At 64.9% G+C, this 20212-nt stretch carries 21 protein-coding genes; 13 read left to right on the top strand and 8 right to left on the bottom strand.

Going from position 1 to position 20212, the window contains the following annotated elements; all coding sequences use genetic code 11:
• Positions 1 to 10 precede the first annotated feature (10 nt).
• Complete coding sequence (eccA, locus tag ACZYZ7_RS16745) at positions 11 to 1819, bottom strand: type VII secretion AAA-ATPase EccA (RefSeq protein ID WP_135459173.1); 1809 nt, start codon at positions 1817 to 1819, stop codon at positions 11 to 13.
• Between the two features lie 69 nt (positions 1820 to 1888).
• On the opposite strand from eccA, the gene ACZYZ7_RS16740 reads away from it, so the two are divergent.
• The 13 genes from ACZYZ7_RS16740 (at position 1889) to ACZYZ7_RS16680 (ending at position 11517) form a co-directional block, all read left to right on the top strand.
• A complete protein-coding gene (locus ACZYZ7_RS16740) occupies positions 1889 to 2206 on the top strand; it encodes a hypothetical protein (RefSeq protein WP_463741356.1) in 318 nt (105 codons plus the stop codon).
• Positions 2203 to 2556, top strand: a complete 354-nt coding sequence (locus ACZYZ7_RS16735) for a YbaB/EbfC family nucleoid-associated protein (RefSeq protein ID WP_450072332.1) — start codon at positions 2203 to 2205, stop codon at positions 2554 to 2556. The genes ACZYZ7_RS16740 and ACZYZ7_RS16735 overlap by 4 nt, the downstream gene beginning before the upstream one ends.
• Positions 2557 to 2959: 403 nt before the next feature.
• Positions 2960 to 3244: a hypothetical protein gene (locus tag ACZYZ7_RS16730; protein WP_135459179.1), complete on the top strand. Its 285-nt coding sequence runs from the start codon at positions 2960 to 2962 to the stop codon at positions 3242 to 3244.
• Between the two features lie 135 nt (positions 3245 to 3379).
• Positions 3380 to 4558, top strand: coding sequence for a hypothetical protein (locus ACZYZ7_RS16725; protein ID WP_463741355.1), 1179 nt, complete (start codon positions 3380 to 3382; stop codon positions 4556 to 4558).
• A 24-nt stretch (positions 4559 to 4582) separates the two neighbouring features.
• Positions 4583 to 4876, top strand: coding sequence for a PE domain-containing protein (locus tag ACZYZ7_RS16720; RefSeq protein ID WP_135459183.1), 294 nt, complete (start codon positions 4583 to 4585; stop codon positions 4874 to 4876).
• Positions 4877 to 4924: 48 nt separating this feature from the next.
• The gene (locus ACZYZ7_RS16715; RefSeq protein ID WP_463741354.1) at positions 4925 to 6007 is read left to right on the top strand and encodes a PPE domain-containing protein; all 1083 of its coding nucleotides are present in this window, start codon (positions 4925 to 4927) and stop codon (positions 6005 to 6007) included.
• Positions 6004 to 6816: an ESX secretion-associated protein EspG gene (locus ACZYZ7_RS16710; RefSeq protein ID WP_463741353.1), complete on the top strand. Its 813-nt coding sequence runs from the start codon at positions 6004 to 6006 to the stop codon at positions 6814 to 6816. The genes ACZYZ7_RS16715 and ACZYZ7_RS16710 overlap by 4 nt, the downstream gene beginning before the upstream one ends.
• Before the next feature lie 77 nt (positions 6817 to 6893).
• Positions 6894 to 7163: a WXG100 family type VII secretion target gene (locus ACZYZ7_RS16705; protein ID WP_055118232.1), complete on the top strand. Its 270-nt coding sequence runs from the start codon at positions 6894 to 6896 to the stop codon at positions 7161 to 7163.
• A gap of 31 nt (positions 7164 to 7194) precedes the next feature.
• Complete coding sequence (locus ACZYZ7_RS16700) at positions 7195 to 7485, top strand: hypothetical protein (protein WP_135459190.1); 291 nt, start codon at positions 7195 to 7197, stop codon at positions 7483 to 7485.
• A 96-nt stretch (positions 7486 to 7581) separates the two neighbouring features.
• On the top strand, positions 7582 to 8370 hold the full coding sequence (locus ACZYZ7_RS16695) for a hypothetical protein (RefSeq protein ID WP_135459192.1): 789 nt from the start codon (positions 7582 to 7584) through the stop codon (positions 8368 to 8370).
• Positions 8371 to 8464: 94 nt separating this feature from the next.
• Entirely contained in the window at positions 8465 to 9391 is a 927-nt protein-coding gene (locus ACZYZ7_RS16690; RefSeq protein ID WP_463741352.1) for a 3-oxoacyl-[acyl-carrier-protein] synthase III C-terminal domain-containing protein, read from the top strand.
• A gap of 21 nt (positions 9392 to 9412) precedes the next feature.
• Positions 9413 to 9745 carry a hypothetical protein gene (locus ACZYZ7_RS16685; RefSeq protein ID WP_463741351.1) on the top strand — a complete coding sequence of 111 codons (333 nt, stop codon included), beginning with the start codon at positions 9413 to 9415 and terminating at the stop codon, positions 9743 to 9745.
• 2 nt (positions 9746 to 9747) lie between these two features.
• Positions 9748 to 11517: a hypothetical protein gene (locus ACZYZ7_RS16680; protein ID WP_463741350.1), complete on the top strand. Its 1770-nt coding sequence runs from the start codon at positions 9748 to 9750 to the stop codon at positions 11515 to 11517.
• 4 nt (positions 11518 to 11521) lie between these two features.
• Here the strand turns inward: ACZYZ7_RS16680 and ACZYZ7_RS16675 are convergent, their stop codons facing one another.
• The 7 genes from ACZYZ7_RS16675 to ACZYZ7_RS16645 form a co-directional block, all read right to left on the bottom strand.
• The gene (locus ACZYZ7_RS16675; RefSeq protein ID WP_135459201.1) at positions 11522 to 11818 is read right to left on the bottom strand and encodes a hypothetical protein; all 297 of its coding nucleotides are present in this window, start codon (positions 11816 to 11818) and stop codon (positions 11522 to 11524) included.
• Complete coding sequence (locus ACZYZ7_RS16670; protein WP_450072325.1) at positions 11815 to 12261, bottom strand: YbaB/EbfC family nucleoid-associated protein; 447 nt, start codon at positions 12259 to 12261, stop codon at positions 11815 to 11817. The genes ACZYZ7_RS16675 and ACZYZ7_RS16670 overlap by 4 nt, the downstream gene beginning before the upstream one ends.
• A gap of 2 nt (positions 12262 to 12263) precedes the next feature.
• On the bottom strand, positions 12264 to 13217 hold the full coding sequence (locus ACZYZ7_RS16665) for a WXG100-like domain-containing protein (RefSeq protein ID WP_450072324.1): 954 nt from the start codon (positions 13215 to 13217) through the stop codon (positions 12264 to 12266).
• A gap of 104 nt (positions 13218 to 13321) precedes the next feature.
• Positions 13322 to 14860, bottom strand: coding sequence for a hypothetical protein (locus ACZYZ7_RS16660; protein WP_463741349.1), 1539 nt, complete (start codon positions 14858 to 14860; stop codon positions 13322 to 13324).
• A 5-nt stretch (positions 14861 to 14865) separates the two neighbouring features.
• Positions 14866 to 15102, bottom strand: a complete 237-nt coding sequence (locus ACZYZ7_RS16655) for a hypothetical protein (protein WP_135459207.1) — start codon at positions 15100 to 15102, stop codon at positions 14866 to 14868.
• Positions 15103 to 15104: 2 nt separating this feature from the next.
• A complete protein-coding gene (locus tag ACZYZ7_RS16650; protein ID WP_463741348.1) occupies positions 15105 to 15365 on the bottom strand; it encodes a DUF7161 family protein in 261 nt (86 codons plus the stop codon).
• Positions 15362 to 19909: a toxin glutamine deamidase domain-containing protein gene (locus ACZYZ7_RS16645; protein WP_463741425.1), complete on the bottom strand. Its 4548-nt coding sequence runs from the start codon at positions 19907 to 19909 to the stop codon at positions 15362 to 15364. The genes ACZYZ7_RS16650 and ACZYZ7_RS16645 overlap by 4 nt, the downstream gene beginning before the upstream one ends.
• Positions 19910 to 20212 lie beyond the last annotated feature (303 nt).

The following is a 20212-nucleotide window of genomic DNA, read 5'->3' as shown; positions in this document are numbered from 1 at the left end:
CTTCCTTCCGTCAACTCGATGCCGTCATACCGAGCACCTGTTTGAGTGCCGCCTGCATATCGGCCAATTCGATCCGCATCAGCTGCGTCTCATCGAGTTCCGACAGGTTCGTACCGTGGACCTCGCTGAGCCGGTATTCCCGTTCCTCTTCGGCCGCCTCGATCACGTTGCGCACGAATCGGCCATTGCCGGCCAGGTCGATGCCGGGCCGCAGTTGTCCCGTCGAATCGAGCGCCTCGCTCTGGCACAGCCCGACGCACGAGCTGACGAGTTCCTCGTGGGCGGCCTGAGACAGTTCCGAATCCCTCGTGCGTGCGACCAGCTTTCCGATGTCCCCGAGTTCGTGGGGGCCGTACGAGCCGAACCGGATACGTTTGGTGAACCGTGACGCCAGACCATCGTTGGAGGCCAGGAAGCGATCGATCTCCGCGTCGTAGCCGGCAATGATCACGACCAGGCGGTCGCGGTCGTTCTCCATGCGGGCCAGCAAGGTATCGACCGCCTCACGACCGAAGGCGTCGCCGCCGGAAAGCCCGGTCTGAATCAGTGTGTAGGCCTCGTCGATGAACAGCACCCCGTCCATTGCCGAGTCGATCAGCGCGGTCGTCTTGATCGCCGTGCTACCGAGATGCTGGCCGACGAAGTCGTGCCGCTTGGCCTCCACGATGTTCGGTGTTCTCAGCAACCCCAGCCCGCAGTAGGTCTGCGCCACCACCCGGGCGATCGTGGTCTTGCCGGTCCCGGGCGGTCCCGTGAACGCCAGGTGCAGGCTGCGCGCCGCGGAGCTGAGCCCCTTGTCCCCGCGGACCTTTGCCAGCATCGCCGCCGACTTCAGTTTGGCTACTTGAAGTTTGACCTCCGACAAGCCGATCTGCCGGTCCAGCTCCTCCTGCGCTGCCCGCAGGTATTCGTTGCCGCGCTCTGAGAGATCGTCCGCCAGCAGGTCTTCTGCCGACGGCACGCTGGCCGGATCCCATCGGTCGGAGCGCGAGTCGACGATCTCCTTCGAGGTGATCACCAGGCGGTACTTCGGATCGGCCAACGCCGCGGCGTTCGCCTCGAATCCGGGGTCCTCGCTGTAGATCCGTTCGAAGATCACCCGGGCGTCCTGCTCCTCGCCCATCTCCCGCAGGGTCAGCCCCTTGCAGAATTCCGCAGCGCGCCGCGCTCCCGGAACCGGCCCCTCGATCGCCCGGTCGAGCCGCCGGATGCCCTCTCCGAACAATCCCATCTGCGCGCAGGCCGACCCGACCATCAGATCGGCGCCGGCGCCGATGTAGCTGTCGGTGAACGATCCCGACTTGCTCAACGCGCTCAGTACGTCAGGCCAGCGCTGCGTGGTGAAATGCAGTACCCCACGCATATACGCACAGATCTCGCCGGTATCACCGTCCGACGCCGCCAGGGTCTGCTCCAGCTTGTCGAGCACCTGCTCGGCCTCGTCGAAATCCCTGGCGCCAATCATGCTGGCCGCGTAGGCAAGCCACATCTCGGTCTTGGTGCTCAAGGGGTAGTCGAGGTACAGGCCGGTCTGGAAGCGTCCGCTCAATGCCCGTTGCGGCAGCCCGAGTCGGCGCTGTTCACGGAACAACGAGAGTGTGCTGGTGCGGTAGAGGTGGTAGACGACCTCGGGGCTCGTGTCTCCGGTGGCCGCGCGGCCCAACCACGCATCGCACATGTCCGGGTCGTACTCGGTGGCCCGGCGGAACGCCAGCGTCGCGTACTGCAGGTCGCGCTCGGTCTCCAACCCGTCGATGGGAATGCCGAGCGACAGCACCCCGGCATCGAAAACCCGCTGCGCATCGGTAGATCCACTCATCGGAGGTGACACATCTCCTCACTGCACGGTCAGCCGCGATCCGCCCGCGAGTGTACTAAGTTGAGCAGAATGGCACAGCCGGTGCAGTCAGCTGGCGGAACGATTACGGTGCGCACCACCGAACGCGGTCTGCCGGTCGCGCTACGCCTCGACGCCGTCGAGTTGAAGAAACCGCCTGCACAACTGGCCGATGAGATCCTGGCGCTGTGCCGTTTGTCAGCGGCGCGCGCCCAGGTCGAGCGCAGGCGCGAGCTGGCCGAAAAGGGTTACAGCGCATCGGTCATCGATCCACTGAAGTTGGCGACCGAAGACGAGTTGGGCCGCGCCGAGGACGAGGTCCTGGGCGAGGAGGACCACCTCCCGACGACCTGGGGCAGGTCAGTGTGACCGGTCTCGCCGACTCCCTCATCAGCCGCATCCGCAAGCAACGTGATCTCGTCCAAGCCATGGATGAGCACTGCCAATCGATTTCGGCGCGGGTCACCAGCCGTGACGGGAACGTCAGCGCCGAAGTCGACGGCATGGGCGCGATGACCGGGCTCTGGCTCGGACCCACCGCACACAAGCTGGGTGCAGACGCGCTGGCCAAGCTCATCGTCGAAACCGCAGGCGCTGCCGCGCAGGTGGCGACGGCCCGCCAGCAGTTCTTGTCCCAGGAATTCGCGCAGCGGCTGCGGGAATTGAACCAGGCTCCGCTGACGCGGTGGGACGGCGGCGCTTTCGAACCACGCGCCTAGGGTTCGCTCATCTGCCATCCGTGCGGGTTTCACGCTGACAGTCCGCTATCAGCGCTGAAAATTGACGTTCGCTGTCGATATTCGAATCGGTTACCGCACAGGGCGTTACCCGCAAATATCAGCGCGGGGACATGGATTGGGTTTCAACACAAGATGATTCACTCGCGCCACATCGCCGCCCAATCCGGCAAACACCCGACGACAGCTCCTTCCCAGCGTGCACGCAGAAACCATCCAAAATCACCGTGATCAGCAATTTTTGCCATTGCGCTAATTACCAAAACGAACGATCTACACGCATTATTCGCGGAAAATTCAGTTAGCTGCGGACGGCAGGCGCGGCTATAGTTTATTGGTCTCGTGCCCACACAGCCCCGCTTCCAGCTGGAAAGGTATTAGCACGATGAGCGATATTTTCGCCGCCCAACCTTCGGGGATGGCCACCTTTTCAGCCGCGAACGAGGCGGCCGGATCCGCGATAACCACAGCCGGATCGGCCGACTCAGCGGCGATGCTGATGTCCGCGGCCGCCGCCCTAGGCCCGATCGGAGCGGTCTATCTGGCAGCATTCGGCCCAGCTCAAGCCAATAATTTGGCCGGCACACTGCTCGTGGGCGGCGTGCACGCCGCCACCGGGGCCGCCACCGAAGGCGCTCGGTCCGCCGTCCTGTCCAACGACGACGCCTAGGCCCGACGCCATATGCCCACAGTTTTGCCTCCCCAGCCGGTAACCCCCGTTGGACAGTTGGCTCAACGCATTCCCGGCTACGACGCCACACCGGTTATCGCTGCTCAAGAACAGAATCTGCAAGACTTTCTGAATTTGCCAGTCCAACAAATTCTCGACCGCCTGGGTTTGCCGCCAATTGCGGATCAAAAGCCGGCAGAAGAACCGCCGCCCGAAGGCCAACCCGAACAGCAGCCACCCGCCAATCCGATGGATCCGAGTGCGTTGATCAGCCCGGTCACCGATGCGCTCAGCACGCTGGGCAGCGGCATGTTCGAAGGGGTCGATCCGACGACGATGCTGCCGGCCATCGCCAAGATGTTCCAGGCCACCGGCGGCCCCATGGCGAGGTCGGTCAGCTCGGCGGGCGACGCCTGGCAGGGCGCGTCCGGTACCGCCGCGGCGGCCAAGACCACGACCGCCATTTCCAACGGGGCCGAGGTAGGTGCCCAATCCGAAGCCCTGAATAGCAGTTTGACCGCGGCCGCCGCCAACGTCGGCCAGGCCAGGGTCCGGCTCATCGCCATCATCACCGAGTTCGCCGCGACGATCGCGGCCATCGGGCCCATGATCATCTTCCCGTGGGGGTGGGCCGCGGCAATCGCCGCTGCCAACAAGGCAATTGCCACCACTGCCGAGGTGATGACGGAGCTGCAGACTTCGCTCGCCACCCAGGCCGCCCAGGTCACCACGGCCGGTGCACCGGTGGGCATCACCGCCGCCCCCGAGGGCGCCTCGTCGCTGGCCGGCCTGGCCCCGCTGATGCCGATGGCGATCAAAGGCGCCGAGGCGGGAGTGCAGGCCGGCACCGGCGCGGCGTCGGCGGCCAGTCAGAACGCCGCGAATCCCGCGATCGATCCGATGGACCCGGCCGCCGACGCTCTGGGAGAAGGTGAAGGCGACCCTGCGCTCGCGGGTGGGGGAATGGGTACCGGCGGTGTCGGCGGCGGAATCGGGGGCGGCGGAACGCCCGCGCCCCGGTCGCTACCGATGTCGGCCATGATTCAGGCCGAAAGTGCCAGCGCCCCATCACAATCAGCTGCACCACGGGTCGGCGGCGTCGGCTCGCCCGGCATGATGGGGGGCGCGCCCATGGGGGCGATGGGCGCCGGCCAGGGCGCGAACGCCTCGTCCGGCAACAACCACACGTCGGCGTCCTTCCTGCACACCACCGACCAGGGCAGCGAGATCGTCGGCGATCTCGGCACTGCGGCACCCCCGGTCCTCGGGGAGGCCGACCCGTATCAGCCTCCGGACGTCGAACTCCGGATCTAGTCATCCCAACCAAGGAGAACGGTCATGGCCGACACCGACGGAATGTCCATCCAGCCCGCAGAGGTGCAGGAGATCAGCCGCCAGCTCGACGAACTCGCCAACCGGGTTCAGCGGGTGATGACCGACGAGGCGCCCAACCTCACGGTGACCCCGTCGGCCCGTGACGAGGTGTCACAACGAATTGCCCAGACTCTCAACGAGGTCCACACCTCGTTCGGCACCTCCACCGATCAGGGTATGGCCGAGGTCCACGAGGTGGCCGCGACACTGCGCGGCCATTCGTCCAACATTGCCGCCTCGGAGGACTTCTCCGCCTGACCGTCACACGTACATCCGGTTCTGTTTCGCGAGGGGAGGTTGCTGGGCGTGGGGTTCACCGACGTTGCGTGGGAGTCACGCAGCACCGAGCAGCTGGCTCGTGACCTCACCGAGGGGCCCGGTCCGTCATCGGTCGGCGGTGCCGGCGCGGCCTGGATCCGGGTCGCCAACGAATTGGCAAATGTCTCCGTTGATTTCGACAAGCTGGTGGCACGCCTGCGGACCGCCTGGGACAGCCAGGCCTCCAGCGCGGCGGCGCAACGCCTGGAAGAGTTCGGCCAGTGGCTGCAGGCGATCAGCCTCAGCGCAGCAGGCAACGGCCAACGCGCCGAGGAAGCCGCGGTCGCGAACACGGTGGCGGTACTCGCGATGCCCAGCGTGGCGGAGGCCGTCGAGACAAAGACCGCCCAGGACATGATGGCCTCGCTGGCGGCGTACAACGGGGCCGTCCTGACCGGGATGTTCGCCGAGTTCGACGCGGCCGCCACCGCTGATGCGGCCAACGCCGCGGCCGTCATGCAACAGTACGAGGAGGCCGCTGCTCCGCTGGCCCAGCCGTGGGAGCAGCCTCTGCCTCCGCAGGTGTCAAAAGGAAATGCGCTCAAGGCCGAACAGGGCACCGACGGCGCACCCGGCGGTGGCGGCGGTGCCTCCGGCGGGGTTGCGGCGGTGCCACCACCGCCGCTGGCCCCCATGTTCGCACCGGGCGTCAAGTCGAGCGCTGACCCGAAGGCGCTGCAGAAGACCGGATTCATCGGTGCCGGAGGCTCCTCGGGCACCGGCATGGGTGGGGCGCCCTATGCACCGATGGGTGCCATGGGCCGTAACGACCAGAGCCGCGACTACGAGTCGGTGCAGCCTGCGGCAACTCTCGACGGGGCGGGCGAACCGGGTGCCGGGGTTTCCGATGCCGGACAGTCCTGGCTTCCCACCGCGCAGCAGAACGACGCACCGTTCACGGTGTCGAACGTCAGTTGGGGTCCCGACACCGCGGTGTTCGACGAACTGGCCGCACCCGAGATGCCCGCCGGCGAGGGCTTCGCCGACGAACCCGAGCGCACGCTTGAGCAGGTGGACAACCGCTGGGTCACTCCTCCGGTGATCGGCGTGGACCGGGGGCTCAACCTATGACGGCCTCGCTCGCTCCCCAGTTCGTCGTCACCGACGACGAACTGCACGTTCTGGCAGCATGTCTCGGAGTCCAGGCGCTACCAGTGGTGCTGGACCTCCGACCGCGGCACCCCACTGGGACGGCACGGGCCGAGGCAGCCGGTGCGGCCACCCGGAACATGACCGAACGCGGCCTACTGTCCGCCGGGGAGGTCGGCACCGAACTCGCCGTGGTCGTGGAGTCACTGCAAAGGCCGGATCGTGAGCTCGCGATGCGCCTGGTCACCCCCGATGGCCTGGCCCGCGTCACGGTCGTACGCCATGGCACGCAGTGCGTCTCGGCCTGCCGGGTCGGCGACGAGATCACCCTGGACCTGATCGACGACGGCGCAAACCTTTCCAGCGCCACCGGTGCCCTGCTGCGTCGCCTCCCCGCGGCCGTCCCGGCCGAGATCAGTCCCGTCGGCGCGCCGCTGACCGAGGTCGCCCAGGCACTGTCGGACTCCCATGAACCCACCGAGTTGTCCGACCGGATCCGGGCTCTGGGAGCCGACACCCGAACCGCGATGATGCTGGGCTCGGCGCTGGCCGCACGGCTGGCCTTCGCCGAGATCGTCTACTACGCACTCGATGACGACGTGGACCGCGTGTCACGTTCTGCCGGGGCGGTCGCCATCTTCTACACCAAGCGGGGACGGATCGTGGGCGCCCCGAGCGCCTCGCCCAGTGGGCAGTTGTGGACCACCCTCAAGCCGGGATCGGACCACACGATCAGGCAGGCCATCGGCCAGCTTGTCGAGCTGTCCGGCTACAGATGGGGGGACTGCTAGATCCGCTCCGTGTTCACCAGCGAATTCTCAACCACCGTCCGGCGATTCGCGCCGGGTCTGACAAAGAGAGGTAAGGCATGACGCTCCATCTGACGCCCGCGGAAGCCCAGAGCAAGATCGAGAACATCGACAAACAGATGATGGATGTCCGGCGGCTGGCTTCCCAGATCCTCGACCAAACCGAGTCGATGACCGCCAGCTCGTGGACTGGCGGCAAGGCCGCCAAGTTTCGCGGCATCATGACGCAGCACCACGAAGACTTCAACTACGTCATCAACAACCTGCAGCACATCGTCGACAAAGGAAAGTCCGACATCAACGCACTCGTCAGCCACGACGCTGACTAGTTGCCGGCCAGACATCGAAAGGGCTTGATCCATGGATACAGACAGCATTCGGTACCAGTACGGAGCCAACTACGCGTCCCTGGACGACATTCAGGGGATGACCAACAACGCGCAGCAGATGCGTGAGGAAGTCAGCCAGGTGTTCGCCGCGCTGCAGGGCGTCTACGAGGGCGATGCCGCGGCGACGCTGCACCAGAAGCAGACTCAGATCCTGCAGCAGATGGACGCGATCCTCAACGAGATCACCCAGACCCGGTCCGGGGGCAATCAGTCGCAGGAAGACGCGGCGGCGCTCGACAGGCATCTTGCCGGCGGCTTCTAGCACAGCCGTTCGTCGGCGGGCTCGGTTGACGGCTCCACCGCGACCGGGCCCGCTTACGCGTCCGATTTCCAACTGCCAGACCGAAAGGGGCTCAACGTGATCACCGATAAAGTGGCCCCGCTACGCCATGACGTCGAACCGTGGTTCATGAGCGGGTTCGACTTCAGATGCCTATGCGAGGTGGTCGGCCTCGACCGGCTGCCGCTCCCCCTGGCATATCGAAACAGCAAGCAGCGGTACAAGACCGAACTCGAGGCCGATCGGCAGACCGCCCTGGCCCGTCAGCGCGCCGGCATGACGCAGACTCGACTTGCCATACTCGACGCGCTGCGCTCGCCGGTGTTCCTGCTGCAGGGGTTCGGACAGATCGAAGACGGCACCGGGGCGCGGTTGTATCGCCTGTTCGGTGTTATCGGAGCGTCGGGATACTGCGCAGTCATCACCCAAGACCCCGGTAGAGAGACGATCTTCGGCGAAGACGTCCAGATCATCGGGTGCGTGAACGTGGATTTCCCGCAGGTGGTCCTCGAGGCCCTGCCGGACTACCCGCCCGGCAGCAGACCGCGGAAAGACGGTCAGTTCGAGGACGAGACTCCCGAGCAGGTGCTGCGCGACTCGCGAATCACCGGTTCGGTACTGCTGTCCGGATCCTCGGAATTCACCAAGGATTACACGCTGCGCAACGCGAATCACCTGACGCTGATCAACGTCGCCGACGACGGCGCCTACCTGGTGAACGAGGGCATCAGCTCGTTCCAGATCATTCCGGCCACGGTCCCCAATGCCTTGGCCGCCTTCAAGAAGATCGAGGCTGCACACGTCAAGGGGGCGGAGGAACGCCTCGCCGCAGCGCGAACAGAACAAGAGTTCAATGGCGTACCTTAGTGCGGTTTCGACGTACATACCCGGTGGCACGGACAGCGCCGGTCGCCCGAAGCATCTCGCGACCGCAGCGGCCGAGATGCAGTCCGTTCATCAAATGGTGGAGAACGCAGCGCGACAGATCGACGGCACCGCGCTGACCGCGGCGGCGGACAGCATGGCCGCTTCCTTCCATTGCGGCACCCTGTATCAGGGCGAGCATTTCTGGCCGATACAGAATTCACTCCAACAGTCCGTGCTGGGCAGGACATCCGCCGGTTCCGCGACCGAGATCCGGCAGTTCTGTTCCGGTGGCCTGTACGGCGTGATGCTCGCCGATGCGGTGCTGCAGGCGGGTTGGGCCGGGGACAACGCGATGGTGACCGGTGGCGACAGCATCTTCTACTTCGACCGGCACGAGTATGCGGCTAGCCCGGCGACCGAAGGTTCCCTGCTGGGCGACAGCGGTTTCTGCGCACTTCTGAACCGGACCGAGGGGTTCGCCCGCATCGTGTCTGCCGCGGCACGTTCGCACAATCCGTCGGCCGGCATGATGCACGGCAGGACTGATGGCGGCATCGACGATCCGACGTTTCCGACCTTGGCGGATTGGATCGCCAGGTGGGAGAACTATGACCGACGTGGTTCTGGGACCGTGAAAGACAACGCAATAGCCAGTTTCCGGGTAGCCGTCGGAACCGTGATCGAATGCTACGAACGCGCCGGCCTCAAACCGGATGACATCGATTGGTTCGCACCGTCATTCATTGAGCCGAGACAGGTGACCGACGCCCTCGCCATGCACGCCCGGCTCCGGCCGGCCCCCGGTCTGCGTGACTTCCAGGCACAGTTCGGGCATCTGACGGTCTCGGACTTCGGGGTGAGTCTCGCCTATCTGATGAACCAGAAGATCGCCAAGCCCGGCGACCTGGTCATGCTGTTTGCCGCCGGGAATTTCGTCAACTCGGCAGCGGTGCTGCTTCGAATCGAGAAAGAGGTGACGTTGCCGTTCAATGCAGCACAATCAGATCCAGCACAACCGTAACGATCGCGGCAGAGGAGAATCATGACTAGTCCCTGGGGCGGCCTGGACGCCGCTACCGCCGACGGAAAGCTTTACCTCCACCTCGAACCGGGGGCTGTCGAGAGACTCGAGAGCAGCGCCTTCGATCCCTACGAGGCGAAATTGCAGGCGATCATCGACAATGCGCTGGACGACACCACGGGCTACTTCGGTAGTAATGCGAACAACGACCTGGCGAAGGCCATGGAGAACGCCTTCAACGCAAAGGGCAAGGCGCTGACCGATTACGTCAGGGAGCAGCTGGCCCAGACACAGGATTTCATCAAGACGGCGCACGACGCGGCGAATGCGCTGAAGAAACATGAGTCCGGCTAGCCATGAGCGGCTTCGGAAATTGGACGGGCGCTCTGTTCGGCGGCGAGCTGTTCACCTCGGATTCCCACAATTGGACCCCATCGGAGTGGAACAAATTGATGGGGCACGACGAGCCCACAAAATACAACGAATATCCCGATGCGGGCGACAAACTCAAGGCGATGGACCAGTTCACCATCCGGGATGAGAAGAGAGCACCGGACACCTCAACACTTGACGAAATTCCGGGGCTGACCGCAGATCGAACCGTTCAGGATGCGGTGACTGCCGCGACCACCGGCGGTAAGCAGATCAACTTCGAGAGCTGGACCTTCAAAGAACTCCGCGACGAAAAGTCCACGTTGAAGTCGAACCTCACCGCGATCGATACCCTGGCCACGGCCTGGACAACTCACGGGAACAACTTGAAGGAAGATTCCGAGACCTTCAAGGACAAAGTCGACAAGGCAATTGAGGGAAAGTGGTCCGGCGACAGCGCGACGGCGGCGGAAGCCGCCTCCAAGCAGGTCACCAAGACCTCGATCTACGATTTCACGCCGTCGTCGCAAGAGATCTCCGACCGGCTGAAGGTGCTCCATACCGCATTCGACTATGTCCAAGCCCATTTCCCCAACTCTGCAAGCGATGACGTGGTCAAGGATTTTGATTCAAAGAATTTGCAGGGGGTCAATGCCGAGGTCGTGGCATACAACAATAGGTACCACTTCGACTCTGAGGGCCTCCTACGGCTCGACAATGGCCAGTACGTGAACGTAGACACCGCGGTCAAGGACAAGGAGCGGGTCGAACAATCGATCAAGGACTACACCGACGCGGTGCAACTCTTTGACGGCACCTACCAGCCGGCGATCGAAGCGGTGGCCCAGGGCTTCCCCAATCTTCCTCCGCTGCCGAACATGAAGTTCGAAGCCCCCACCGATCCGACCGGCCCCGGCGGGCCAGGCGGGCCCGGTGGCACCAAGCCGTTCAGCCCGGGCGGCGGGAAAACCCCCGGAGGCATCAAGCCTTTCGACAAGTCGGCCTTCGACAAGCTGAATCCCAACAAACCGACCGATCTCGACAAGCTGAAGCCGATCGACCAAAGGTCCATCGACCAAAAGGATTCCACGACTGATCCCACCAAGGACGCCCTCAAGAGCCTGACCGATCCCGCAAAGTCGGCGGTCGACGCGGCAACCAATGCCGCCAAGGACGCGATGGGCCAGGCGATGGACGCCGCCAAGAACGCGGCCCAACAGAACCCGCTGGGGTCAGGGCTGGGAGGCCCGCCTGAGGGTGTCCTCGGCCTCGGGCCGCAGGGGCTCGGTGGTGCGGGCGCCGGCAAGGGTGCGGGCGGCGCCGGTGGCGGAGTTCCGATGCGCGGCATAGCGAGTGGTCTGCCGAGCAGCGCGCCCGCAACAGCCGCGGCGAAGATGCCCACGACGGCAGCCGGGGCCGGGGCCGGGTTGGGTGCAGGCGCAGGCAGCCCGGGAGCGGGCTCCCCCGCAGCCGGCCAGCGCGCCGGCGATCAAAACGGCAAAGGCCATCAGGTCAACAAGGCATTGCGGCGCAAGAAGAACGGTAAAGACGTCATCGGTGACGCCGATGCGTCGGTGCCGGTGGTCGGCGCCGACGAGGAATCGGCGCAGACCGAGAGCACGCCGGCCGACAAGCCCGAGTCCCGTCGCCGCATTCCGCAGCGCGGCACCACCTGGCAGCCTGACTCGGCTGTCCAGCCCGGACCCGCACGCCCGGCCCGGGGGGAGCAGTTCACGCCGGGTCGCTCAGAGTGAGGCGTCAGGGTTTGTCTTGCTGTTCCAGCGCATCCGCGGTGATGTGCAGGCCCGCGGCGTAGTAGTCGAGCAGATCGGTCTTCGCTGTGATCGACCCATCGACCCAGTCCAACTGCGCCTTATAGCCTTTGCCGCCGTCGGCGAACTGCTTGCCGATCTTGTCGTGCCCCCACGCTTCGCCTTCACCGCTGAGCATCTGCATCAGCGCCGATTGCACGGCTTTCATGTCGTTGCTGACAGAGGCAAGGTATCGCGCGGTGCCGCGTAGGTCGGCCGGCGTGACGCCCAGCGGTACGGTCATCGCACGCTCCTCACGGTGGGGTAGTCGTCTGGTTCTTCTTCGCCGTCACCACAAGGAACCGGCACCGCGATCGACAGCAGCTCTCTGATGTCGGGTGCGCCCTCGACGATGTCGGACAGCGAGGGAAACCGCTCCCGTCGCTCGGCCAGCGGGGCGAATAGATCCGCCATTTTCCGCTCGATGTCGCGGGCGGCGTCCTGGGCTGCGCCGGTGATGTGCCGTCCGAGATCGACCAGATCGTGTTCATCCAAATATGTTTCGCAGACAGATGTGTGGATGACAACGCCGTCGCAGTCCACGGTCACCGTGACGGTGCCATCAGCGCAGGTGGCTGCCGAGGATAACGCTGCCCGCTCCTGCTCGAGTACGGCGAGATCGGCAAACTGTTCCTGTACGAGGGCCAGCGCATCGATGAGTTCATGGCGCGCCGCGTCGTTGTCCATGTCTAGTCCCCGTCTCCCCCACTGGCAGCCGAGGCACCGCCCCCATCGGGCGTCGACGCTTTGGCGCTGTGTGCCGCGGCTCGACCCCGTACCCCGCCTGTGACTGAAGTAGGCACCGATCCGAGGACGGAAACCGGGTCGATCTCACTGCCGGTGGCCAATGCTCCGGTCACCTTCTTGGACATGCCTGCGACGTATCCGACGGCCGCACCTTTGACCGCCGAATTACCCAGTGCGCGCTGACCGTAAATGCTGACGGTGCCCTGGGTGGCACCGCCGACGGAGTTGGCCAGTGCGACGGTTCCCAGGCGGTTCCAGTCGAACCCGTTCTGATGCCCCTTGGACTGTTGGACGTTCTGGATGAACAGCTCCTGCCCGAGAGCCTCAGCCGCCTCGACGCCGGACTTCTTGATGATCCGGTGCACCGTCGTCTTCGTCATCGCCTTGCCCAGGTCGGTCATGACATCCTTGAGCAGCACCGACACCATCCGCTGGATCGCGGCGGATGTCGTCGTCTCGATGATGGGGATCTCGGCCGCCGATGCGCCGAAGGTCACCGAGGTCTGAGCCAGTGCCCAGGAGATCTCGAACGCCGCGATCGCCAGGGACGTCAAGATCTGCAACTTGGTGTATTCGATGTTCTTGCCGGTGCTTTCGGCAAGCGTGCCGAGGGCCGCCATCGCCTCGGCGAGTTTGTCGACGGATGCCTCCCCGTCGAACAGCAACGCGAACTCACCGTCCGCGGCGCCTGCCGTCACGCCCTGCAGCACAGCACTGGTACTGGCCCGCATCCGGTTCAGTTCGGGTATCAGCTCCGTCAATTGTTCGGCGCGATCGCCCCATTCCCCGCCGATGCGGTACATGGCATCCTCGTCGCCCTTGGGCCATTGCGAGCCGACGAGGTAGGACACCCACTGCAGCGGGCCGGGAATTTGCAGGGTCACCCGATCCCCCATCGGCGAAACATTCTATGCAGCATCGCAATTCACGTTATTGCGCGTTACCGCAGACCGCCATGCCAGACGGCCTTGTTCGCCGAGAGTTCAGCTACCCGCCAGTTCTAAGTCAGCAGGCCGGCCAAACTCAGCTGATTGGCAGCGGCATACACCTGTGCGTCGGGGCGCTCGTCGAACACTGCCGCCACGTCGTCGACCGTGGCGGTGCGCTCGGTGGCGACCTCCAACAGAGCCTGGCACGCTTGCGTTGTCGCGGATCCGGCCTGAGTCACCATGCCGGCGACGGTGGCCTCCGGTGTCCAGATGGCCGGCACCGATAGATCCAGTTCACCTGAGGTGTCGGCAGTACCTCGATACCACTGACCGTTCGCCCACCAGAAGCAGAAACTCAACAGCCCGTTGCGATTTCGGGTGTTCAACACGGAGTCATTGACCCACGCCGGGGCTCCGCCGTAGAGATCGGGTAGCGGACCACCGCCGTTGTAGGCAGCCTCCAGCAACTCGGAATTCCATTTTCCGCCGGAGAGCACCGCGCGGTCACCGGGCAGGAGAAACAGCGTCGCGCCGCTGCGGGCATCGCTCTCGAACCAGGCGTAACCGGGGTAGATCCGTGGACCCCAGCCCGATCCGACACCGGTATAGGCGGCCGACAGCACCGCCCAGCGTGCCAGCAGGTCGGGAAGCGGGGGGATCTGGTCGGTGACGACGCCCGTGCGACCCGCCGCTCTGTCGGCGTCCGCCGCGGCCGCTGCCTGGGCGGCATCGCGCCCCTGCGCGTCGGGCCCGGCGGTATACCCGGCAAGCCACACCGGTACCTGCGCGCGCGGATAGGTATCAAGGTCGTTGCGGTAGTGCTCGGCGGCCACGATCTGGTCGTCCGGGAACGGCTCGTCGCCGTAGTCGTAGTCGACCGTCGTCTCGCCACGATTGGTGACGTTCAACAGCAGCCGCCACCACGGTCCGGCACTCATGCGGGCCGAGACCTCACGTTGTTGGCGAACCAGGTCGGCGATCGACTGCGGCACCGGAACCAGGCCGGTACGGTCATGGGCCCAGAACTGCAACTGGGCGATCTGGGAGGTGACGGTGAAGGCGAACACCGCGGAGAATTCGTCCCAGCCTTCCGGGCCGATCTGGGCCAGCTGCTGCACGATCGAGTCGATGAGGCGGGACGCCTCCTCGGCCGTCGCGGCGTCCGCGCTGCTGGGTGCGCCGCCCACCGGTGCCGGCGGCTCGCCGACGATCGTGAAGTCGGCGATCGCGGACGGGTCGTCGGCTGCGGCCAACCTGAACTGGCGCTCGAACTCGGCCATGAAGGCCGCCTCGTCAGAGGCGGAGTTGTTCGGCGCGGCGGCACCGTTGGCCGGGCGCGCAGGTTCCTGTGCGGCGAACTGGTCACGTGCCTGTTGAGGAGGGATCGACGACGACACCTCTTCGATGCGCCCGGAGTCGCCCACCAGGAAAATCGACCGCCCGACCGGGATGTCCAGGAACGCCATCGGATCGCTGTCGTCGATCTCGACCGGTGCGTACACGCTCCAGCCCTTGTCGAAGCGATCGGCTGCCAGACCTTCGGTCGGGTAGTCGAGCCCCCGGGACCTGATCCAGTCTGTGACCAACGAGATTGCCTGTGCCGCTTCCATTGCGTCTACCTTCCCAGACTCTGCTGTTCGGCTTCGATTTCGTCGGCCAGTGCCGAGCGCTCGGCTTGGTGGCGGGCCAGCAGCTCCGCGCTGAATGACGTCCACGCCGCGTCCTGCTCCGGCGTCATCTGGGCGCCGTGTACCTCGGATTCGACGTCTGGATGAATGTCCAGGAACTGGTTGAACAGCGCACCCATCTCCCGGCTGTGCCTGCGGTTGAGCTCAATCCGTCGCGGGTCCATGCCTACTCCTCGTCGCCTTCGTACAGCGCCAACTGGTCGAAAACCACCAACGCCACCCGGTCCGGGTCGTCGGTCGGGTGCACCCTCAGCGTGTGGTGCGGGTTCGGAGCGTCATCCACGATGACCACGCTTTTTATCCCGGCCGGGAGATCGGCGGGCCAGTCGATCTCGTCGGTGGGCTCGTCGACGAGCACGTGCGCGCGCTTACCGCGCAGCCCGGACTGGTCGTAGCGCAGCGGCGTGAACCGCTGATGCTCGGTCATGTCGTGTCCTCTTCCTGATCCTGATCCGGTGGACTGCCGTCGTCGTCGGGCCCCCTCATGGGCGGCAGATCGGGCGGATTGTCCGGATCGATACCGAGACCTGCGTTCACACTGCCACGGCTACGGGTTGAGCTGTCGACGATGGCCTCGTATATCTCATCGCCGACGCGGCCCTTGGCGCGATTTCGTTCTACCAGCTGGTCGAAGGTCGGGTTCGGCTCGTTGGCGTTCAGCCATTCGGCCATCTCCCGGTCTACCATCAGCGAACGCGTCCAGGTGCGGATGGTCGCTCTCATCCCGTACATCGTCCTGGCTCGTTCCTCGGCGCCGACGCCGTCGCGCAGGAGCTGGTCCCGGAGCTCACGCATCCGCATCTCATAGGTGGTGTAAACGGTCCGGGTCTGCTCATCGGTCAAGGTCCCGGCGGCATAGTGGCTGTGGGTGGCGCCGTCGATGATCGCCTCGTAGACGGCATCGCCCGACAGTCCCTTGCGTTCGTAGCGGGCGACGAGATCCTCGAACGACGGATTGCTCTCGTTGGCCGCCATCCAGTCCGCCGCCGAGCGGTTCTCCATCAGTTCCCGCGTCCAGGCGCGCAGCGAACTGCGCAGGCCCGACAGAGTTCTGGCCCGATCCTCGGCGCTGAGGCCGTCGCTGACCATCTGCTCGTTGAGGGCCCGCAGTCCGAGCTCGAACTGCGAGTACACCGCGCCGGTTTCGATGTCGGACAGGCTGCCCGGTTCGAGGCGGCTGTGGGTGGAGCTGTCGATGATCGCTTCAAAGATCGCGTCTCCGGTGAGGCCGCGCTCGGCATTGCGGGTGACCAGGTCCTCGAATGTCGGGTTGATCGTGATGCGCGACAGGAACTCCGCGGCAACCTGATTGCTCATCAACTGGTAAGCCCAGGTGCGCAACGAGTTCCGTAGTTCCGAGAGCTGCCGGGCCCGTGTCTCGGCACTGACTCCGGCCTCGGCGAGTTGTTCGTTGAACTCACGCATCCGGAGTTCACCATGGCTGAACGCCGCGATTGCCTGGCCTTCCGAGAGCGTTCCCGGCTGATGGTCAAGTAGGCCCAACACACGTACGGGATCAGCCGAGACGTCGCCGACATACTTCACGGCGAACCAACCGGTGTCGGTCATCAACTGACGGCCGAGCGCGGGCTCCTGCGCACTGGCCAGCGAGGCCAGGTCGATCGGTTCGGGCAGCCGAGGATGATCAGGCTCCAGCCGAGCGATGATCTCGTCCAGGAGGGCCCGGGCCTCGGGGCTCACCTGCTCCCGCAGTACCTGAGCGGCGTCCTTCACCGATCCGAGCGACCGGGCCAGTCTTTCCGGCTCTCGGTCCCAGGTGAAACCCCTTCGGGCCCAGGCATTGCCGCCGTCTTCCTCTGCCACCAACACGATCCGGTCGACACCACTGCGTCGGTAGTAGCTCTCCAGTTCCGCGGAGAACGCCTTGGAGAATCCCTGACCACGGAACTGGTTGTCGAAGATCCGCACTTCCTCGTGATGTGCGACGAGCAGTCCGTCACCGTCCCGGAAGAAACTGTAGGCGATCTTGCCTATGACGTTATCTCCGTTGAGGATCATGCCGGACAGGAAGACGTCCTCTTCGGCTTCCCCTCTGAACTCCACGCGGTAGGGCCCGTAGGTTCCGGAGAGGTCGCGAGCCAGTTGCGTGACGCGCGCCGCGTCCAGGCCGTCGATCAGATCGCCCATCGAGTCGGCGTAACCGGCATCCACTCGACGCGTGGTCAGGTCCTGGGTGCGGTAGTTCTCTTGTCTCGCAGAGAAATCCAATGCCGGTCCAGAACCTTCGAGATACCTGACGAAGCGGATGGTGGAGCGGTACAGCAGTTGGCGTCCCAGTTTGGGTTCGGCGAAAGTCGCGAGAGCAGCCAGATCGGCGGGCTCGGGTAGCCGCGAGTGCCCTGGTTCCAACCGGGCCACGACATCGTTGAGGACCGCCTGTGCCTCTGTGCTGACGTAATCTCGCATTCGGTGTGCATTGGCCTTGACGCTCTGAAGCGACTCGTTAAGCCGGTGTAGGTCCGGATCCCAGGTGAATCCGCGACGGGCCCATGCGTTACTGCCGTGCCACTCCGACAGCAGCTCGATGCGGTCGACACCGGACCTTACGTAGTAGCGCTCCAGTTCTGCGGTCAGCGCCTTCGAGAAGCCATTGCCGCGGTAGTCCTCGTCAACGGTCACGATGACGTTGTAGACAACCAGCTTGCCCTCATCGTCACGGTAGAACGTGCGCTCGACAGTGCCGATCTCGGTATTGCCGTGCAGGATCACGCCTTCGAGAACGACCTTGTGATAGCCGAGCAGGATCTTTCCGTCGAACTCGACGCGGTACGGACCGTATCTACCGGACAAGTCCTCGGCCAGCTGGCGGATTTCGTCGCGGTCCAGATTGTCGACCACCTCATCCAACGGCTGGGCGTAGCGCGTGTCCACCCTGCGCGTGCGCGGGTCCTGTGCCCGATACTCCGCGCGCGCCTGGTCTTCGATGCCCTCGCGTCCGAACATCCGCCCTTCGGCGATTTCGACGACACCCGCGACATCACTCGATGAAACGTCGGCGTAGCCGAATCGCAGGCGAATACCCGGCTGGCCCGGGTCCGAGGGATTCGCGATGTCAGCCAAGCCCTGCTGTCGAGCGTATGCATCGACGCGGCTGTCGATCCTGGCCAACGCGGCATCGAGGGCGGCCCGGTCGATCATCGAGCCCACGACAACGGCGTCGAATCGGTCACCGCTGCTCCGCATCGGGACGATGTCCGCCCCGGTCCCCTCGATCTCGGAGCGGAAGATCTCGGTGATCGCACGGTAGTGGGCGTTGGCGACTTCAGCCCGGTTCTGTGTGTGCTGATTCAGACCCGAGAGATTGTCCAGCGTGGCCGACACGAAGTAGCCGGCTCCACCGGATTCCGAGATCCACTGGCGGGCCCGCGCCACCTCGCCCGTTTTGAATGCTGGACCGCGGCCATCGTAGAAACCCGAGACTGCGTCTCTGAGGAGCGGCTCGTACAAAGCTTCGTAGCGGGCGTTGAGCTCCTCCGGGCGCGCGTCACGAATTCGAGCCGCCTCCTTCAGGAACGCGGCGCGTTTGACTTCCTCGGGCTGCCGGTAGCGAACCCGGTCAGTCAGCGGTCCTCGGGATTCGCCTTCCGTGCCCGTGCGGCCTGTAGTTTCTCCCTCGCCGCCTGCTGTTTCGCGGCCAGTTCGCGTTCCAGCTCCTCGATCCGCTTCTCGCGCTGCTCCGGTGTCAGCCCCGTCAGGCCCAGTCGCTGATCCCGCTCTTCCTGCGACATCCGTCCTCCTCGTCTTGCTGCGGTCAACGCCGAGGTCCGCGGCGTCGAAGATGTCGGCGATATCCAAATCGGGTAGCACTTCGGCGTAGCCGACGTGTAGCCCCACGCCGTTGAACTCGGGCTGGCCCGGATGTTTCGGATGTGGGATGTCGGCCAGGTTGTGTGCTTGAGCGTATTCGTGGGCCCGGGCGCGGATCGTCGCGATCGCCGAATCGATGGTCTCCTGGTCGATGTCGCCCACCACAACCGCGCTCAGTTCATCGCCGCCCACCCGCATCGGGACCACGTCAGCCCCGTATTCCGCCAGCACGGCATGGAAAATGCCTGCCAGAGCGGCGAAGTGGGCGTTGGCTTCATTCCGGTCCGCGGACGCCTGATTGAGACCCCGCAGGTTGGCGATGTCGGCCGACACGAAATATGCGTTGTCGAGCGTGTCGGCGACATGTTGCTGAGCCCGCATCACCTCGCCGCTCTTGAACCCGGAGATCCTTCCCTCGTAGAAGCCGGTGACGCTGTCCATCGGCACCGGCCGATAAATCGCATCTGCGATCGCTTCCGGGGACAGCGCGGTCGAATCCAACTCCCCGATCCGGTCCCTGAATCTGGCGTGCTCGACGTCGTCCGGGGACTGATACCGGGCCGGCCCGCTCTCAGCTTCACCGGGAGCGCCCCGCACATGGCCGACTGCATCGGCGGTTCCGAGCCGGAGCGGAACATCGTGCAGTGGGTTCACCGCTTCACCGTCGGCGTCGAGATAGCCGACTGCGGTGCGGTCCACTGCGCCTTGACCCCAATGCGGCGGCCACCCTGAGCGTTCTCGAGTCGTCGGATCGATCAGGTAGATCTCACCACCGTCGTTGACCGCCAGGTAGGCATGTCCGCCGCTGCGCCCGCCCGTCCATCGCGAGGTCAATACCGCCGACGAGCCGTCACCGAGTTGCCGCAGGGTTTCGGCTACTTGGTCGTAGGTAGCGAAGCGCGATCCGGATCCGACGGCTTCGTACAGCGCCCGGGCCGGGACGCCGGTGCGGGTGGGTTCGACGTCGATCTGGAACGTGCGCCCGTAGCGCGCCGTCAACTCGTCGGCGACCCCGTACGCGCAGTTCGGCTCAGACGCGTGCGCGTCGACAACCGCCGGGCTGGGTAGATACTTCACAAAGTGAATCGAGGTGTTGTCGAGCAACTTACGGCCCAACTTGGGTTCGTCGGAGGTCGCCAGCATCGCCAGGTCGATCGGCTCGGGTAGCCGTGGGTGATCGACTTCGAGTCGCGCGATGATCTCGTCAAGAGCCGCCTGAGCCTCGGTACTGACGTGGTCACGGAGTTGGCGCGCGGCGTCTTTGATCTGATCGAGGGACTGATCGAGATGATAAAGATCAGGGGACCAGGTGAAGCCGCGGCGTGACCACGCGTTGCTGCCCTGCCATTTGGACACCAACTCGATTCGATCGACACCGGAGCGCACGTAGTACTGCTCCAGCTCCGAGGTCAGCGCCTTGGAGAAATCGCGCCCGCGATACTCGTC

This window comes from Mycobacterium sp. IDUB_17 (genome assembly GCF_055419465.1).
This window is presented reverse-complemented; position numbering and strand designations above follow the sequence as displayed.

Excerpts from the sequence above, each read along its gene's own strand:
- eccA (WP_135459173.1), bottom strand. The coding sequence starts at position 1,819 with ATGAGTGGATCTACCGATGCGCAGCGGGTTTTCGATGCCGGGGTGCTG.
- ACZYZ7_RS16740 (WP_463741356.1), top strand. The coding sequence starts at position 1,889 with ATGGCACAGCCGGTGCAGTCAGCTGGCGGAACGATTACGGTGCGCACC.
- ACZYZ7_RS16730 (WP_135459179.1), top strand. The coding sequence starts at position 2,960 with ATGAGCGATATTTTCGCCGCCCAACCTTCGGGGATGGCCACCTTTTCA.
- ACZYZ7_RS16720 (WP_135459183.1), top strand. The coding sequence starts at position 4,583 with ATGGCCGACACCGACGGAATGTCCATCCAGCCCGCAGAGGTGCAGGAG.
- ACZYZ7_RS16710 (WP_463741353.1), top strand. The coding sequence starts at position 6,004 with ATGACGGCCTCGCTCGCTCCCCAGTTCGTCGTCACCGACGACGAACTG.
- ACZYZ7_RS16705 (WP_055118232.1), top strand. The coding sequence starts at position 6,894 with ATGACGCTCCATCTGACGCCCGCGGAAGCCCAGAGCAAGATCGAGAAC.
- ACZYZ7_RS16700 (WP_135459190.1), top strand. The coding sequence starts at position 7,195 with ATGGATACAGACAGCATTCGGTACCAGTACGGAGCCAACTACGCGTCC.
- ACZYZ7_RS16690 (WP_463741352.1), top strand. The coding sequence starts at position 8,465 with ATGGTGGAGAACGCAGCGCGACAGATCGACGGCACCGCGCTGACCGCG.
- ACZYZ7_RS16685 (WP_463741351.1), top strand. The coding sequence starts at position 9,413 with ATGACTAGTCCCTGGGGCGGCCTGGACGCCGCTACCGCCGACGGAAAG.
- ACZYZ7_RS16680 (WP_463741350.1), top strand. The coding sequence starts at position 9,748 with ATGAGCGGCTTCGGAAATTGGACGGGCGCTCTGTTCGGCGGCGAGCTG.
- ACZYZ7_RS16675 (WP_135459201.1), bottom strand. The coding sequence starts at position 11,818 with ATGACCGTACCGCTGGGCGTCACGCCGGCCGACCTACGCGGCACCGCG.
- ACZYZ7_RS16670 (WP_450072325.1), bottom strand. The coding sequence starts at position 12,261 with ATGGACAACGACGCGGCGCGCCATGAACTCATCGATGCGCTGGCCCTC.
- ACZYZ7_RS16665 (WP_450072324.1), bottom strand. The coding sequence starts at position 13,217 with ATGGGGGATCGGGTGACCCTGCAAATTCCCGGCCCGCTGCAGTGGGTG.
- ACZYZ7_RS16660 (WP_463741349.1), bottom strand. The coding sequence starts at position 14,860 with ATGGAAGCGGCACAGGCAATCTCGTTGGTCACAGACTGGATCAGGTCC.
- ACZYZ7_RS16655 (WP_135459207.1), bottom strand. The coding sequence starts at position 15,102 with ATGGACCCGCGACGGATTGAGCTCAACCGCAGGCACAGCCGGGAGATG.
- ACZYZ7_RS16650 (WP_463741348.1), bottom strand. The coding sequence starts at position 15,365 with ATGACCGAGCATCAGCGGTTCACGCCGCTGCGCTACGACCAGTCCGGG.
- ACZYZ7_RS16645 (WP_463741425.1), bottom strand. The coding sequence starts at position 19,909 with ATGCTGGCGACCTCCGACGAACCCAAGTTGGGCCGTAAGTTGCTCGAC.